This window comes from Acinetobacter sp. TY1 (assembly GCF_048551395.1).
Classification (GTDB): domain Bacteria; phylum Pseudomonadota; class Gammaproteobacteria; order Pseudomonadales; family Moraxellaceae; genus Acinetobacter.
The window spans coordinates 40,969-56,203 of record NZ_JBLYZK010000011.1 but is presented as its reverse complement, the minus strand read 5'-3'; the positions used below and the strand labels follow the sequence as shown (position 1 = coordinate 56,203).

The following is a 15,235-nucleotide window of genomic DNA, read 5'->3' as shown; positions in this document are numbered from 1 at the left end:
ATTTGAAACTACATACAATTCAATATTCATAATAAAAATCTAAGTCATGAATATCAGTTATTTTTTCAGGTCAAAGTACATCCATTCTGATGGAATAATCGGATGCTTTTTAAACCCAATCACTTTTGGTTGAGCTAAAGCATTGCGATACCGTGTCGACTCCATTTGCACAGGCATATAAACTTCCATAATGCGTGCCATTTTCCGATATAAGGCATCACGCTCAGGACTTGGACGCATTTTTTGTGTCTGTTCATATAAACGATCATATTCAGGAATTTTCATGCAGCCATTGTTGGTGGCATGAATATTTTTGCCATAAAACAACTGCATAAAATTGTCGGCATCTGGATAATCTGCAATCCATGCAGATGCTTTGAACATGGTTTTACACTGTTTTTCAGCTTTAATCCCTTCAGCAAAAGGCATCGCTTTAGTGGTCATTTTAATCTTAATACCATCCAAAGTTCTTTTCCAAAACTCAGCCCCTTGCTGACTTCGTGCGGTATTTCCAATGGTCATTTCTATCACTAAGGGCTTTCCATTAGGCAATGTACGCCACCCATCTGCACCAACTTTATAGTGATAGCGATCGAGCAATAAATTGGCGGCTTTAGGCGAATAAGGAATACTGCTTCTATAATTTGGATCATAGCCTACAACACCATAAGGAATCGGATATTGCAGTTTTTTTGCATCGCCCTTAGATAAGATTTTGATTTGATTATCCGCAGAATATGCCATTGCCATTGCACGGCGTAACGCAATTTTTTCTTTGCTCAAACCACCTACGACTGGGTTTTGCATATTCCAATAATGATAATCAATGGATGGGTCGGCAATCCGTGAAAGTTGTATGCCTTTTTTTACCAATTCAGGTTTTAACTGACCATTTTCAATGGCTTGTGCTGTTAGATCTCCCCCCAAGACAAAGAGGTCTGTTTCATTTTTACTAAATGACAACCATCGTGATTGCTCTTCTTCCATGACTTGAATATCTATAACGCCAATTTGAGGCATTTTTTTGCCTTTCATTACATTAACGATTTTCTGATCTTCAGGACTTGAGGCTTTAAAATCCCAAATAAAACCTCGAAAATCAGGATTGGCTTTTAAAATAATCCGTGAACCGGGCACCCATTTTGCAAGTACGTATGGCCCCGTTCCTACAGGATTTTTCATGGCAAAGCCTGATTGATCTCGATAATATTCAATCACTTCACGAGCCACTGCACCTGCAGGTTGATGGGCAAGCAGCATCGGAAAGTTTTGATCGGGCTGAATCAGTTTAATCACAAGCGTATAACGATCAGGAGCGGATAAGCCTGTCACAGGCAGATCATAGTTAAACTTACCTGTTTTTTTGGCTTGTTCGAGTACTTTATCCATGCCTAAAAATTTACCATCAAACAACCAACTGTTCGGTGAACGTAACGTTGGATCAAGTAAACGCTTATAAGAATATACATAATCTTGTGCGGTCAATTCTCGTGCTTTACCTTTAAATGCAGTATCTTTTGCGAAATAAATACCTTTTTGAATTTTAAAGGTATAGGTCAGACCATCTTGACTCACATCAGGCAATGCAACCGCAGTACGAGGGACTAACTTTAATGGTGATGCCAAGTAGTCATAGGTATACAACCCTTCAAAAATTGAATTATGTACATGTGCAGAATATAAATCCTGTGTTCCAGCAGGATCAAAACCTGTTTCCGCCACTGGAAAAACATAACGTAAAATTTTATTAGGATCGGCAGAACTTTGAGCAAATGTGGGTAAAGCGCCAACGAACAATGCACTTCCCAATAAAACCCAACCTCCACGCTGTATCAATGTCCGATTCAAATTATCCCTCATTATGTTCTTTAACGTATTCTTATCTTGCGCTTGATTTTTTCATCACAACGAATCTGCTTCATTTACTTTGAATGTATTTTGTTGTTTATCGCAATTCTATTTATACCTTGAATAAAGTAATAAAAGTCAAAAAGAAGGTTCATTTACGCTATTTTTCTTTTTCATACTCATGATATCCGCATATTAGATACTAAAAATCATACTTAAAACTATCGCATTCACCATGTCGTTATTGTCTAATTACTTTTTATATGAAAAGATTTCTATTCACTTCAAAATATAAAAATTAATTTTTAAATATGAAACATAAGTATTTTATTTATCTCATTTTGCTCATTATTTGGCTTTTAGCAAGTGCGTATATGGCTTGGCAAGGACAATATATTTCAAGCTATCTTGAGTCGCGCGGTATGCTTCAACAAGAGTATAATTATCCTACAGATGGTGTACTTTTCTGCATTGCAGTATATGCTTTTGTCTGTATCAATTACGCATTATTATTTAGTTTTGATTTTTGCATTAAGCACCCATACAGCAGTTACTTACTTGCAACTATTATTCCTACACTAATGACTGCATTGGCTTTTTTAGGTGCAATGCATGCCTCAAGTCATTGGGGCGCTTTTATTGTGGTCATGCTTTTTACATTTTTATTACACTTTTTATTGGTGCCTATTCTCATGAGCATCCATCGGAAATATATTTCAAATTTACCAAAGACAGCCGAGTAAAAGCTGTCTTTTAAATTTTCATATTACCCAATATTTTAAACTGATTGATTCTGTTTCCAAAATGCATATAAATCGGTATCTGAACTAGACTTTAACTGAGTAAAGCTTAAACCCTCTTGCACGTGTGGGTCTAAGCGTAACTTTTCAGCAATACTTGCTGTCGATAAACCATATGGTTCAGCATCTACATTGCTAAAAGCATAAATAATTTTTTCAATACCAGACATTCGCATCGCAGCCAAACACATGGGACATGGTTGCCCACTCGCATAAACAACACAATCTTTCAGTAAAGTACTTTGCAATTTTAGTGTTGCCTGACGTAATGCATTCAATTCCGCATGTGAAGTCGGATCACCTGTCGTCAAAATTTGATTCACACCTGTACTGACAACTTCACCATTTTTGACAATCAGCGCGCCAAATGGACGACCACCCTGTTCCACATTGGCTTTGGCAAGTTCAACTGCCTGAGTTAAAAAATGACTATCTTTCATCGTATCATCATTCATGGTAGGTGCGTTCATCACTTTATCCATCACATTTCATTCAAAGCATTGAATTATAAATACTGATAGCCAATTTTCTCAACGTGCTTTCTTACTATGTCCGTATCCTGCACACGATGAACTAAAAATACATAAGCATCTGAATCTGTGTCTATTTGCCCAATGGTCAATCCGTGAGGCAATAAACCCTGATTATAAACCGTAAATACACCGTCATTTGATACGGTCGCATCCTGACCAAACTGCGTATTTGCATCAGGCAATTGCGTTTCAATCTGCCAATTATCCTTTAAAATATATTCTAAATGCCACTTTAAATCTGTAGCTTCTTGCTTCCAATCCATATTGACAAATAATCGGATGTTTTCTTGCCATAAATACTGAATTAACTCATCAAGTGGACTAAAAAAACCATCTTCATCAGCTTGTTTGAGTTGCTGAATATGCTCAATGACAACTACTCTTTTAGAATGATTCTGTAGTGCAATATCTACTAGCTTTAAATACGCATTTTTCTGTTCAGGCTCTAAGTTATCAAGCTCACCATGGTCTTCAGACTCAATAACTTCATGATTTGGATCAGGCTTTGATTTATAAACGCGCTCAACTTCTTGCCTCAGTGCAACAAAGGACTGTTCTATTTTCTGAATGGTTGCGGAATCAGTCACCGCTTCATGTAAAGCAGGGATTTGATACCATTTAACATCTATCCCAGCCTGACATTTTCGTAATTCTAATTGTGCTTCAATTTTTGCAATAAAATAGAATTCGCTTGGAAAATTTGCATCATCAATATCATAGAAAATCAAAGCCACAGGTAAGTAAAAATCACCTTCCGAAGTGCTATAAGGAAAACCATCTCGGCTTAAATGAACAAATCTAAATTGTGATTTAGCAGAGGACTGACCCAAAAGTTTCTTAAAAAATCCAACAGGTTCAGCAACAAAAAATTCAAATAGATTTTGTTCAGTTTGTTCAAATAACTCATCGAACTTTTTAAGATCAATCACTCGACTGCTTAAAGCATTCTCTGCTAATTGATTTTGATGATAATAAATCCGTACCATTCTTAAGTTCTTATTTATCGTATATTCATCTTCAAATTATAGGAATATCAATCCATAGACTGTTCGGAAAATGTTTCGCCAAATATCCTTTTAAATACTCTGCGGTGTCTTTAGAAATGAGTTCATCTTGTGATTCATCTTTAAGATTATAGGCAACAGCATATAGCTCTAAACCACGATTTTTAATGGCTTCCAGACTTAAAATAGTATGGTTAATACTGCCCAAACGCCCTGAAGTCACAAAAATGATAGGATGTTTTTTCTCAGCCACATAATCAATAGTCAATAAATCGGTCGTTAATGGAACCATTAAACCACCTGCTCCCTCAAGCAAAACGATTTCATATTTTTCAGCGAGTTGTGCAGTGGCATTTTCTATTTTTTGAAAATCAATTTCACGACCATCAATTTTGGTCGCTAAATGTGGCGATGCAGGATAAGTGAAAATCTCAGGCATAGTCAGCTTCATTTCATCTTCAGGAAACCACCCCATACCCATAATTTCACGATGCTGTTCAATGTCTTCTGAAATATCAACATTGCCCGTTTGAATTAGTTTTTGCGTGATGGTTTTTTTGCCTTGCGCATTCCACAATTTTGCCAAATAGCCTGTCGTGTAAGTTTTACCAATGCCTGTGTCAATACCACTAATAAAGTAAACTGAACCTGTCATGGCATTCTCCGTGCGATGCAATAAATCGGATGATAAGTCAACAGATACTGCTGTTGACCTAACTCATCACTGAATGAAAATTTTTGATAATCTTGATAAAAATCTGCAAGTGTTTGTTTCGTCCAACGAAAATTAGACGCGGTTGCCGTTACACCTGTGGCTTTTAAATGTTGTAAAACGTGTTTCGGATGGTCAAAGTTTAAATGCGCAATTTGCTCTGAAATATGCAAAATTTCAAAACCATTTTTTTCAAGTAAACGCTGAATATTTTTAACAGATAAATAATCTAAACCCTGCCCTGTTAAGGTTTTAATTTCTTCTAGGTTTCGCTGTCCAAAGGTTGAAAAGCAAAAATATGCCTGATGATTTAAAGTTAAAAAACCTTTTTTGAAAATAGCTTCTAAATTTGTCACCCATTGCAAAGCTGAACTCGAAGCAATCAAATTTAAATCTTCTGGAAACTCCAGCTGTTCAATATCGCCAATCAGATATTCTATCTTGGCATTGGCTAGAAAATGTTGCTGAATTTCAGAATAGAGATCATTTAAAATCAGTTTTTTAAACTGTAAATTTTCCATCAATAAATGGCTTAAATTACCCGAACCACACCCTATTTCAAAAATATTGAGCGATAAATGAGATAATAAATTAGGACAATATTCACCTATTAATTCAAATAAATGCTGTGCAATCTGTTTTTGTACAACGGCATGTCCTGAATAGCTTTGCCCTGCTTGTGCAAAACGCAAAGCCACATGTGATTTATTTATTTCAGATTTTTTATTCACGCGATCCATCACCATCAGCTCACAACAATTGTGCAAGCTGAGCAATTTCAACATCGGAAATTTGTGCAGTCAATGAAATACGTAATCGTGAACTATGTTGTGGCACAGTCGGTGGACGCACAGGCATGATGTAAAAACCTGCATCTTGTAAAGCCTTTGCTTTCTCTACAGTTTTTGTCGACTCACCAATAATAACAGGCACAATATGTGAAGTTGATGGGCAATCAAAACCTTTGGAAATCACAGCTTGCTGTAAAGTTTGGCTGATCTGTTGTAAATGCTGACGCTGAGCATTTAGATTCAGCACTTTTTTAAAAATAAAATCTGTCCAAGCCATACAAATGGGCGGTTGTGCAGTACTAAAAATAAGAGGACGCATCGAATTTATTAAATAATCTCGAATAATCGAATGACAAATCAAATAGCCACCAATCGAGGCCATCGCCTTACCAAAAGTTCCGACTAAAAAATCAATATTATCGACTACGCCATATTGTTCAGCACAGCCCAAACCTTGCTCACCACGAACACCAATCGCATGCGCCTCATCGACATACAGCATAACTTTTGAAAATTGCTTTTTAATTCGAACCAATTCAGCTAAATCGGTTTCATCACCATCCATGCTAAAAATGGATTCTGTGACGATAATAATGCGTTCGAAGAGTTCATCTGCATGATATTTTTGTAAAAGCTCTGTCAAATGTCCGAGATCATTATGACGATAACGCACATATTTCGCAGTCGATAAACGAATCCCATCTATCATACTGGCATGAATCAGTTTATCGGCAAGAATCAGCGTTTTACTGTCAGATAATGCAGGTAAAACTCCAATATTCATGTGATAGCCACTGTTAAATAATAGTGCAGAACGACCATGAAAAGCCTGACTTAAACTCGCTTCAAGCTGTTCATACTCTGCGAAATTTCCTGTCAATAAACGGGAAGATGATGAACTCATCCAACGCTGGGCATTTGGTGTTTCATCAAAAAACTGTTCACGAAGCTCAATATCGGATGCTAAACCTAAATAGTCATTCGATGCGAGATTCAACATTTTTTTATGCTGAATGGTGATGTAGCGATCTTGCTGAATATTGGACGTAAATTGACGTAAATTGCCTTGTTGTTTTAGGTCATCAAGCTGGGCTGAAAAATGCTCAAGCAAATGGTTCATGCAACATACTCCTGATTTGGAGTCATGGTTTCAACAACTTCAACCATTTGTTCCAACAAAATTTTTAATTCTTGCTCAGAGATAATGTAAGGAGGCATCACATACACCAATTTTCCAAATGGACGAATCCAAATACCACGGCGTACAAACTCTTGTTGAAGGATTTTCATATCAACATTAAAGGTCAATTCGACTACACCTATTGCGCCTAAAACACGTACATCACGCACATGGTCAAGCTGTTCAAGTGGCTGTAAATTTTTACTTAATTGTTTTTGGATGCGCCCTATATTGGCTTGCCAATCTTGTGAAATCAGTAATTCTGTGCTTTTTACAGCCACCGCACATGCAAGCGGATTTGCCATAAAAGTTGGACCATGCATAAACACGCCTGCTTCGCCTTGACTGATGGTTTCAGCGACTTTCTTGGTAGTTAATGTCGCTGATAAGGTCATGTAACCACCCGTCAAACCTTTGCCTATACACATAATATCAGGTTCGACACCTGCCCACTCCCACGCAAAGAGTTTTCCTGTACGCCCAAAACCTGTAGCAATTTCATCAAAAATCAATAGGATATTGTATTTTTCACACAACAATTTAGCTTGACGTAAATATTCAGGATGGTAGAAACGCATTCCACCTGCCCCCTGAACAATCGGTTCTAAAATTAAACCTGCAATGTGTTCATGCTGTTCTGCTAAGGTTTTCTCAAGTTCAGCTATGTCATCCTGATTCCATTCTTCATCAAAACCCACCTGTGGTGCTGGTACAAAAATCCGATTCGGCAAACTTGAACCAAAAATTTGATGCATCCCCGTAACAGGATCACAAACCGACATGGCATTCCATGTATCTCCGTGGTAGCCCGAACGTGGCGTGACAAAATTGTTTTTAATAACCTTGCCTTGAGCATGCCAAAACTGCACCGCCATTTTCAAAGCCACTTCGACAGCGACTGAACCTGAATCAGCAAAGAAAATTTTATCTAAACTTGGCGGAGTGATTTTAAGCAGTAATTTTCCCAGTTGAATCGCAGGATCATGGGTAAAACCACCAAACATGATATGTGACATATTTTGTAGTTGATCAGTCACCGCCTGATTTAGCTCAGGATGGTTATAACCGTGAATCGCACACCACCAAGATGACATCCCATCAATGAGTTGACGACCATTTTCAAGTTCAATGATTGCCCCTTGTGCCCTTTTCACCTTAAAAGTCGGTAATGGATGTGTCATCGAAGTATAAGGATGCCAAATATGTTGTTGATCAAAAGCTTGATCATCTAATCCGGTTAATGAATTAGTCAATGAATCGGTCATCCTTAACTCCATGTGCAACATCTACAGCAAAAAATTTAATTCACTGATCTTAAACCTGCATGAATTAAAAATAAATTGCGAGATTTGCCACTTATCAGGATGTTTGATTTATTTTTTGTAAATATTGGCAGATTTTGTCAGTTATGCTTTCAAATTGAAAAATAGGAAAGCCATGTGAGCCACTTACTAACTCAACCGCTAAAAACTTTGCATTGAAATTTTGAAGATTCTCTACAACTTTGTAACTAACTAAAAAATCTTGTTTAGCAAACAAATGATATTGATGACCTATATAATTTTTTAAGATACTCACAGTATTAAGTTGCTCCAAACAATTCAAACCTTGTTTTAAAATGTCTAAATTCTGTGGCTGTATCAAACCTTGTAAAGTGACAAATTCTTGCTTATGGGTTGCTGTACCCTGACAAACCATAAAGCCAAATTTACGTAATGTCGCAATGGCATCATGTTCAAAAGACTGTGTAAAGTTCTGAAATGTCAGTTGATCCATTGCCGTATGCCATTCTTCATTTTGTACAAAAGAAGGATTCGATGCTAACGTAATCAAAGTTTTTTGCTGCTGAAATTGTTTTGAAATTTGATCAACCAAGAGTGTTGCAAGTTGCCCACCCAATGACCAACCTATAATTACATCAAAATCTTTGGCTTTTTCTACTTGTTCTTGCAAAATATGCTCATCTAAAGCATTAAAAATATTGATCAACTCAACGATATGACCTTTAGCTTCTAAAGCCTGTTTAAGTGATGCCAACAATTTTGTTCCACCGCCCCAACCTGTAATGAGTAAAATATTTTGCAAGATAGATCCAATTTAAAAGTGTGTTTGTAATGAGTATATCGAGTTCTTAAACAATTATTCATTGCAAATCAATATCAATAACATTATTCACTCACAAGATTTTGAAAAAATTGCTAAGATAAAATTGTACTCATTGAGGGAAGTAACCATATGTCAAATCAACAAATAAAGTCATCAAAAATATGTCATATCAGTCTACTTTCCACCCTACTCATTTTCGGGTTCAATAGTACAGCTCAAGCAGAGACTTCAATTTTATCAGATCCATCAAATCAACAAAAACAATGGGTTGGAAAACCTGCACCCGCTTTTAAACTGCAAGACCAAAACTCTAAATGGCATGAGTTAAAGCAATACAAAGGCAAATGGGTTGTCTTATATTTTTATCCTAAAGACAATTCACCTGGCTGTACCCAAGAAGCCAATGAATTTAAAGCACTTTATCCGCAATTTATTAAAAACAATGCCGTAGTTTTTGGTGTTAGCTTAGATGATGTCAAATCACATCAAAAATTTTCTGAAAAGCTAGGGCTAAATTTCCCAATTCTTGCTGATCAGAATCACCAATTGGCAACGCAGTTTGGTGTTGTACGTAATTTAGGTATTACCAAAATTGCCAAACGTGAAACATTCCTTATCGATCCACAAGGCACTATTGTTTATCACTACAGCAGTGTCAATACACAAACCCATGCAGGGCAAGTATTGGCGGATATTCAGAAATTTTCTAAAAAATAAAATGGTCTATGATGTACTTTAATAAAATACATCATAGATATAATTTCTTTTAAAGAATAAATAATTAATAGTGATGTATTTCACTTTAATACATTCATTTCTTTGTAATTCCAAAAAATTAACAAACTTTCCACGCTTAGCTTTAAACGGGAAGTCAATTGTTAACCCTGAATGACTTGTTAAATTTAAATCATCTACATGATATTCATAGAATTCACCATATTTTGTCTTATATTTACCTGAATAATAGGCACAACCCTCAATAATATTATTAGGATCTTCCGCTTTAAATAGAGCGTACTTTGGCAAAACAATATATGTATATACAGGTCGTATGATCAACTGAAAAAGCATCAATAACAAAAGTAAAAGTATCACAGGGATAAAAACAGTCTTGTGGTTAAAGTCTATCATTGTTTTAAATTTTATCACTGACTATCACCCACTCACACATAGAGCACCTCATCATATCATTATTTTATTCAGTCATAATCAATTACCAATCTTCTTAATATAGATTTTCAATTCCTAAAAAAGTTAAACATTCTTAAATTTTTATTCAATTTCAAAGAAATGCTTTTCTGTCACAAGCTTAATTTTGATCTCATTATAATACCGAATCATTGGATCTCGAACGTCTTTACTTAACATATCAACAAAACTATCTTCTTTCATGAGTTTAGAATACGTTTTATAACCCAAAATTAATTTTTGTGGTTCTGCATTCTCTCTAAAATCTTTAATTCGCTTATTAAGCTCTTTTAAATCAATAATCATATTTACCACTCCCGACTGTTTTACCGACTGTAGCAATTAATTATTACAGTTTAATTGTCACGCTTTTCAAAAATAAAAACTTTAGTTCTATTCATGGAGTTTCAAATTGAATTCATTCTATTGACCAAAAATATCATCAGACTTTCCCATTCTCGTCATTGCACTCTGTACTTTATTTAGTACACTCGAAATACATAACAATTTTAAAGTCATATACAAAGGAACAGCTATGAGCGAGGCTTACATCATTGATGCCATTCGCACACCACGCGGAAAAGGGAAAAAAGATGGTTCACTCTATGAAGTGAAACCGATTACATTACTCACCACATTACTCAACGAACTCAAAGATCGCCACAATTTAGACACCTCTAAAGTTGATGACATCGTACTCGGTTGCGTGACCCCTATTGCCGATCAAGGTGGTGATATTGCCAAAACTGCAGCGATTGCGGCAGGTTGGAACAATGATGTTGCAGGTGTTCAGATTAATCGCTTCTGTGCATCGGGTTTAGAAGCTGTCAATATGGCAGCGCAAAAAGTTCGTTCAGGTTGGGAAGATGTTGTCGTTGCAGGTGGCGTAGAATCAATGTCACGCATTCCAATGGGTTCAGATGGTGGACCTTGGGCGCTTGACCCTGAAACAAATTTAAAATCACATTTTGTTCCACAAGGTATTGGTGCCGATCTGATTGCCACTTTAGATGGTTATAGCCGTTCAGATGTTGATAGTTTTGCGGCAAACTCTCAACAAAAAGCTGCTGCTGCACAAGCTGCAGGACGTTTTGATAAATCTGTTGTGCCTATAAAAGACAAAGCTGGTGTATTAATTTTAGATAAAGATGAGTTTATCAAGCCACAAACAACGGCTGAAGGCTTGGCAAAACTTAATGCAAGCTTTGAAATGATGGGTGGTATGGGCTTTGATGCAATTGCTCTTCAACAGTATCCTGAAGCACAAAAAATTAACCATGTACATCATGCAGGAAACTCATCAGGTATTGTCGATGGTGCTGCAGTGGTATTACTCGCTTCTGAAAAAGCAGTGAAAGAACAAGGTTTAAAACCTCGTGCTAAAGTTCTTGCAACTGCACTTGTGGGTACAGACCCAACAATCATGCTTACAGGTCCTGCACCTGCTGCACGTAAAGCTTTGGCAAAAGCAGGCTTAACCATTGACGATATTGACTTATTTGAAGTGAATGAAGCTTTTGCATCTGTTGTGATGCGCTTTATCAATGAATTGAAAGTTCCTATGGAAAAAGTCAATGTGAATGGTGGTTCTATTGCGATGGGTCACCCACTCGGTGCGACAGGTGCAATGATTTTGGGCACACTGCTTGATGAATTAGAACGTCAAGGCAAAAAACGTGGTTTAGCAACATTGTGTGTAGGTGGTGGCATGGGTATTGCGACCATTATTGAGTTGGTATAAGGAGAATAATAATGAGCGCAATTCAATATGAAAAAAATGCGGATGGTATTGTTATCCTTACACTAGATTCGCCAAATCAATCTGCAAACACCATGAATAGTGACTTTCGTGTCGCTTTAGAAAATATTGTTTCAAAGCTTAAATCTGAAACAGATATGACAGGTATCATTTTCCGTTCAGCGAAAAAAACCTTCTTTGCAGGTGGTGACTTAGACGAGCTGATTCAAGCTCGCCCTGAAGATGCAACACCATTTTTTGAAATGATTCAAAAGATGAAAGCAGAGTTTCGTTATATTGAAACTTTAGGTCTTCCAGTCGTCGCTGCTTTAAATGGTACGGCGCTTGGCGGTGGTTGGGAAATTGCTTTAGGTTGCCACGCACGTATCGCACTCAATGATCCAAAAGCAAAATTCGGTTTACCTGAAGTGACTTTAGGTTTACTTCCCGGTGGTGGTGGTATTGTGCGTATGGTTCGCCTTTTAGGCTTACAAAATGCATTTCCATTCCTCATGGAGGGTAAGCAGTTTGGTGTAGATAAAGCTAAATCTTTAGGTTTAATTCAAGACACAGCTGAAACTATTGAAGAGCTGATGGATAAAGCGATTGCTTGGGTCAAAGCCAATCCAAAGTCACAACAACCTTTTGATGTAAAGGGCTATAAAATTCCAGGTGGTGATCCTAAAACCCCTGCTGTTGCGCAAGTTCTTGCGATTGCACCTGCAATGCTGCGTGATAAAACGAAGGGTTGTTATCCTGCGCCTGAAGCAATTATGTCTGCTGCAGTTGAAGGCGCTCAGGTCGATGTTGATACAGCACTGACGATCGAATCACGTTATTTCACTTACCTTGCGACAGGTCAAGTGGCGAAAAATATGATCGGTACATTCTGGCACGGTCTAAATGCCATTAAAGCAGGTGCAAGCCGCCCTAAAGATATTGCAAAATGGCAAGCAACGAAAGTTGGTGTACTTGGTGCAGGTATGATGGGTGCAGGTATTGCCTACTCAACTGCGACCAAAGGTATTGCTGTTATCCTGAAAGATGTTTCTCAGGAAAATGCCGATAAAGGTAAAGCTTATAGCCAAAAACTTCTCGATAAACGTGTTTCACAAGGTCGCATGACAGCTGAAAAACGTGATCAAGTTTTAAGTTTAATTACAGCGACAGCAAATGCTGAAGATTTAAAAGGCTGTGATTTGATTATTGAAGCTGTATTTGAAAATCAAGAACTTAAAGCAAAAGTAACACAAGAAGCTGAACATTACCTTACGGATGGTGGTGTGTTTGCATCAAATACATCGACATTGCCAATTACAGGTTTAGCAAAAGCTTCTAGAAATGAAGCAAACTTCATTGGTCTTCATTTCTTTAGCCCAGTCGACAAAATGCCGTTGGTTGAAATCATTAAAGGTCAAAATACGTCTGCGGAAACTTTGGCAAAAGCATACGACTATGTTCAGCAAATTGGTAAAACGCCAATCGTGGTGAATGACAGCCGTGGTTTCTTTACAAGCCGTGTATTTGGTACTTTCGTCAATGAAGGCTTGCGTTTACTTGCAGAAGGTGTACACCCTGCACGTATTGAAATGGCAGCGCTTAAAGCGGGTATGCCAGTGGGTCCATTGGCAATTCAAGATGAAGTTGCATTGACTCTGTCTGAACATGTGACCAATGAAACGCGTAAGGCATTGCAAGCTGAAGGTAAAGACTTACCGCACTCGCCTGCCGAAGATGTATTAAAACATATGATTCACGAGTTTAACCGTAAAGGTAAAGCTGCTGGTGCTGGTTTCTATGAATATCCTGAAAGTGCTAAAAAATATCTTTGGAATGGTTTGAGCCATTGGTCGAAAGAAGTGGATATTTCTGAACAAGAAATGATTGATCGTTTCCTCTTTGTTCAATCTTTAGATACTTTGCGTTGCTATGAAGAAAATGTACTTGAATCTGTGGTTGATGCCAATATTGGTTCAATCTTCGGCATTGGTTTTGCGCCGTGGACAGGTGGTGCAATTCAATTCTTAAATCAATATGGTTTAGAAAAAGCATTACTACGTGCCAATACACTTGAAGCAAAATATGGTGAGCGTTTTAAAGCACCACAGAAATTAAAAGATTCTGTTACTCAGGGTAAAATCAGCTAACTTATTTTGATTTTTAATCAACAAAAAGGGATTGTTCGCAATCCCTTTTTTATCTCTAAAAAATACATCTAAAAAATTTGATTCACCATAAAAAAGGCGATATAAAATTGTATCCGCTAGCTTTGAACCATCATTTCACTCAAATTACTGCTGATGAATCATACTGATTCACAAGATTAAAAATATAAGAATCTAATGCATATTTAAGCTAAAAGTATCCCTCAATAAATCATAGTTTTTACATTTTTTTGGTCTGAATATTGTACTTTTCATGTTATAACATTACTTAGTTCTTATCCTTTTTATCTGGAATACTCCCATGTCAGATGCCATTAAGTCTCAAGAAATTGCCAACGAAAAAAAAGGTTGGAAAGGTTTATTCATTGCCGCTGTTCTCAGCGTGTTTTTTCTAGGCATTTTTTATATGGCAATGAGTAATGAACCTGATTATATGCCAAGCAAGCAAAATCAAACTCAGCCTAATAATCAAGCGTCTACAGAACATCAACACAATGGTAAAGCCATGTCTGATGAAGAAATGAAACAGATGAACCATACAGAATCGTCATCTGAACATGCACATTAATAACATTAAAAAATGATTTGATTACGCTTATCGCAGATCAAAATAAAAAAGGCTTATAGCATGCTATAGGTCTTTTTTATTTATATATCGTACAACTCAAAGTGATTGAACTAAATCAAGTAGAAGTATCAAGCATCATAGCCATATCAACATGTGGAATACCACAATCTAAATACTCACTGCCCTGTACAGCAAAACCTAAACTTTCATAAAAATGAATTGCATGAACCTGAGCGGACAGTTTTAATAATGGACGTTGTTCAATTTTTGCCTGAAAAATAATCTGTTGCATCAGTATTCGACCAACGCTTTGACCACGATATTGGCTTAAAACTGCAACTCGACCCACACTGTGATTTAACAATAACCGTGCTGTTGCAATCGCCTTTTGCTCGTCATAAACCATGAAATGCAACGCGATTGCATCTTGATCATCCCATTCATCTTCTGCTGCAATACCTTGTTCTTCAATAAATACAGCTGTACGAATATGACGTGCATCTTGCTCTACAACAGCCCAATCTGCATGTTGAATATTTAATCCTTTCATATACACATTTTTCCTCTGTATTTGCTAAACACTCTACAATTTCAAAAACAAT

The 15,235-nt window shown here is 36.9% G+C and carries 15 protein-coding genes; 5 read left to right on the top strand and 10 right to left on the bottom strand.

Features of this window, described 5'->3' with window-relative positions:
* Positions 1-57: 57 nt before the first annotated feature.
* The gene (locus ACK2M2_RS08835) at positions 58-1,860 is read right to left on the bottom strand and encodes an ABC transporter substrate-binding protein (protein WP_419347596.1); all 1,803 of its coding nucleotides are present in this window, start codon (positions 1,858-1,860) and stop codon (positions 58-60) included.
* Positions 1,861-2,159: 299 nt separating this feature from the next.
* On the opposite strand from ACK2M2_RS08835, the gene ACK2M2_RS08830 reads away from it, so the two are divergent.
* Positions 2,160-2,591, top strand: a complete 432-nt coding sequence (locus ACK2M2_RS08830) for a hypothetical protein (RefSeq protein ID WP_409511134.1) — start codon at positions 2,160-2,162, stop codon at positions 2,589-2,591.
* 35 nt (positions 2,592-2,626) lie between these two features.
* Here ACK2M2_RS08830 and ACK2M2_RS08825 read toward each other — a convergent pair whose 3' ends face one another.
* The 7 genes from ACK2M2_RS08825 to ACK2M2_RS08795 form a co-directional block, all read right to left on the bottom strand.
* Entirely contained in the window at positions 2,627-3,088 is a 462-nt protein-coding gene (locus ACK2M2_RS08825; RefSeq protein ID WP_419347656.1) for a nucleoside deaminase, read from the bottom strand.
* 65 nt (positions 3,089-3,153) lie between these two features.
* Complete coding sequence (locus ACK2M2_RS08820) at positions 3,154-4,167, bottom strand: DUF6630 family protein (protein ID WP_419347593.1); 1,014 nt, start codon at positions 4,165-4,167, stop codon at positions 3,154-3,156.
* 31 nt (positions 4,168-4,198) lie between these two features.
* On the bottom strand, positions 4,199-4,840 hold the full coding sequence (gene bioD, locus ACK2M2_RS08815) for a dethiobiotin synthase (RefSeq protein ID WP_419347591.1): 642 nt from the start codon (positions 4,838-4,840) through the stop codon (positions 4,199-4,201).
* Positions 4,837-5,637 (bottom strand): malonyl-ACP O-methyltransferase BioC, encoded by an 801-nt coding sequence (gene bioC, locus ACK2M2_RS08810; protein ID WP_419347589.1) that lies wholly within the window; start codon positions 5,635-5,637, stop codon positions 4,837-4,839. The genes bioD and bioC overlap by 4 nt, the downstream gene beginning before the upstream one ends.
* 10 nt (positions 5,638-5,647) lie before the next feature.
* On the bottom strand, positions 5,648-6,808 hold the full coding sequence (locus ACK2M2_RS08805) for an 8-amino-7-oxononanoate synthase (protein WP_419347586.1): 1,161 nt from the start codon (positions 6,806-6,808) through the stop codon (positions 5,648-5,650).
* Positions 6,805-8,133 (bottom strand): adenosylmethionine--8-amino-7-oxononanoate transaminase, encoded by a 1,329-nt coding sequence (gene bioA, locus ACK2M2_RS08800; protein ID WP_419347584.1) that lies wholly within the window; start codon positions 8,131-8,133, stop codon positions 6,805-6,807. The genes ACK2M2_RS08805 and bioA overlap by 4 nt, the downstream gene beginning before the upstream one ends.
* A 94-nt stretch (positions 8,134-8,227) precedes the next feature.
* Complete coding sequence (locus ACK2M2_RS08795) at positions 8,228-8,956, bottom strand: lipase family protein (RefSeq protein ID WP_419347653.1); 729 nt, start codon at positions 8,954-8,956, stop codon at positions 8,228-8,230.
* 147 nt (positions 8,957-9,103) lie between these two features.
* Between ACK2M2_RS08795 and ACK2M2_RS08790 the strand changes: the two genes are divergently transcribed.
* Complete coding sequence (locus tag ACK2M2_RS08790; protein WP_419347581.1) at positions 9,104-9,691, top strand: peroxiredoxin; 588 nt, start codon at positions 9,104-9,106, stop codon at positions 9,689-9,691.
* A 555-nt stretch (positions 9,692-10,246) separates the two neighbouring features.
* On the opposite strand, the gene ACK2M2_RS08785 is transcribed toward ACK2M2_RS08790, so the two are convergent.
* Positions 10,247-10,468: a hypothetical protein gene (locus ACK2M2_RS08785; RefSeq protein WP_409511127.1), complete on the bottom strand. Its 222-nt coding sequence runs from the start codon at positions 10,466-10,468 to the stop codon at positions 10,247-10,249.
* 229 nt (positions 10,469-10,697) lie between these two features.
* On the opposite strand from ACK2M2_RS08785, the gene ACK2M2_RS08780 reads away from it, so the two are divergent.
* The 3 genes from ACK2M2_RS08780 (at position 10,698) to ACK2M2_RS08770 (ending at position 14,633) form a co-directional block, all read left to right on the top strand.
* Positions 10,698-11,903 (top strand): acetyl-CoA C-acetyltransferase, encoded by a 1,206-nt coding sequence (locus ACK2M2_RS08780; protein ID WP_409511126.1) that lies wholly within the window; start codon positions 10,698-10,700, stop codon positions 11,901-11,903.
* A gap of 11 nt (positions 11,904-11,914) precedes the next feature.
* Positions 11,915-14,047 (top strand): 3-hydroxyacyl-CoA dehydrogenase NAD-binding domain-containing protein, encoded by a 2,133-nt coding sequence (locus ACK2M2_RS08775; RefSeq protein WP_419347578.1) that lies wholly within the window; start codon positions 11,915-11,917, stop codon positions 14,045-14,047.
* Between the two features lie 319 nt (positions 14,048-14,366).
* Positions 14,367-14,633, top strand: a complete 267-nt coding sequence (locus ACK2M2_RS08770; RefSeq protein WP_419347576.1) for a hypothetical protein — start codon at positions 14,367-14,369, stop codon at positions 14,631-14,633.
* A gap of 115 nt (positions 14,634-14,748) precedes the next feature.
* On the opposite strand, the gene ACK2M2_RS08765 is transcribed toward ACK2M2_RS08770, so the two are convergent.
* Positions 14,749-15,183 (bottom strand): GNAT family N-acetyltransferase, encoded by a 435-nt coding sequence (locus tag ACK2M2_RS08765; RefSeq protein ID WP_419347574.1) that lies wholly within the window; start codon positions 15,181-15,183, stop codon positions 14,749-14,751.
* Positions 15,184-15,235 lie beyond the last annotated feature (52 nt).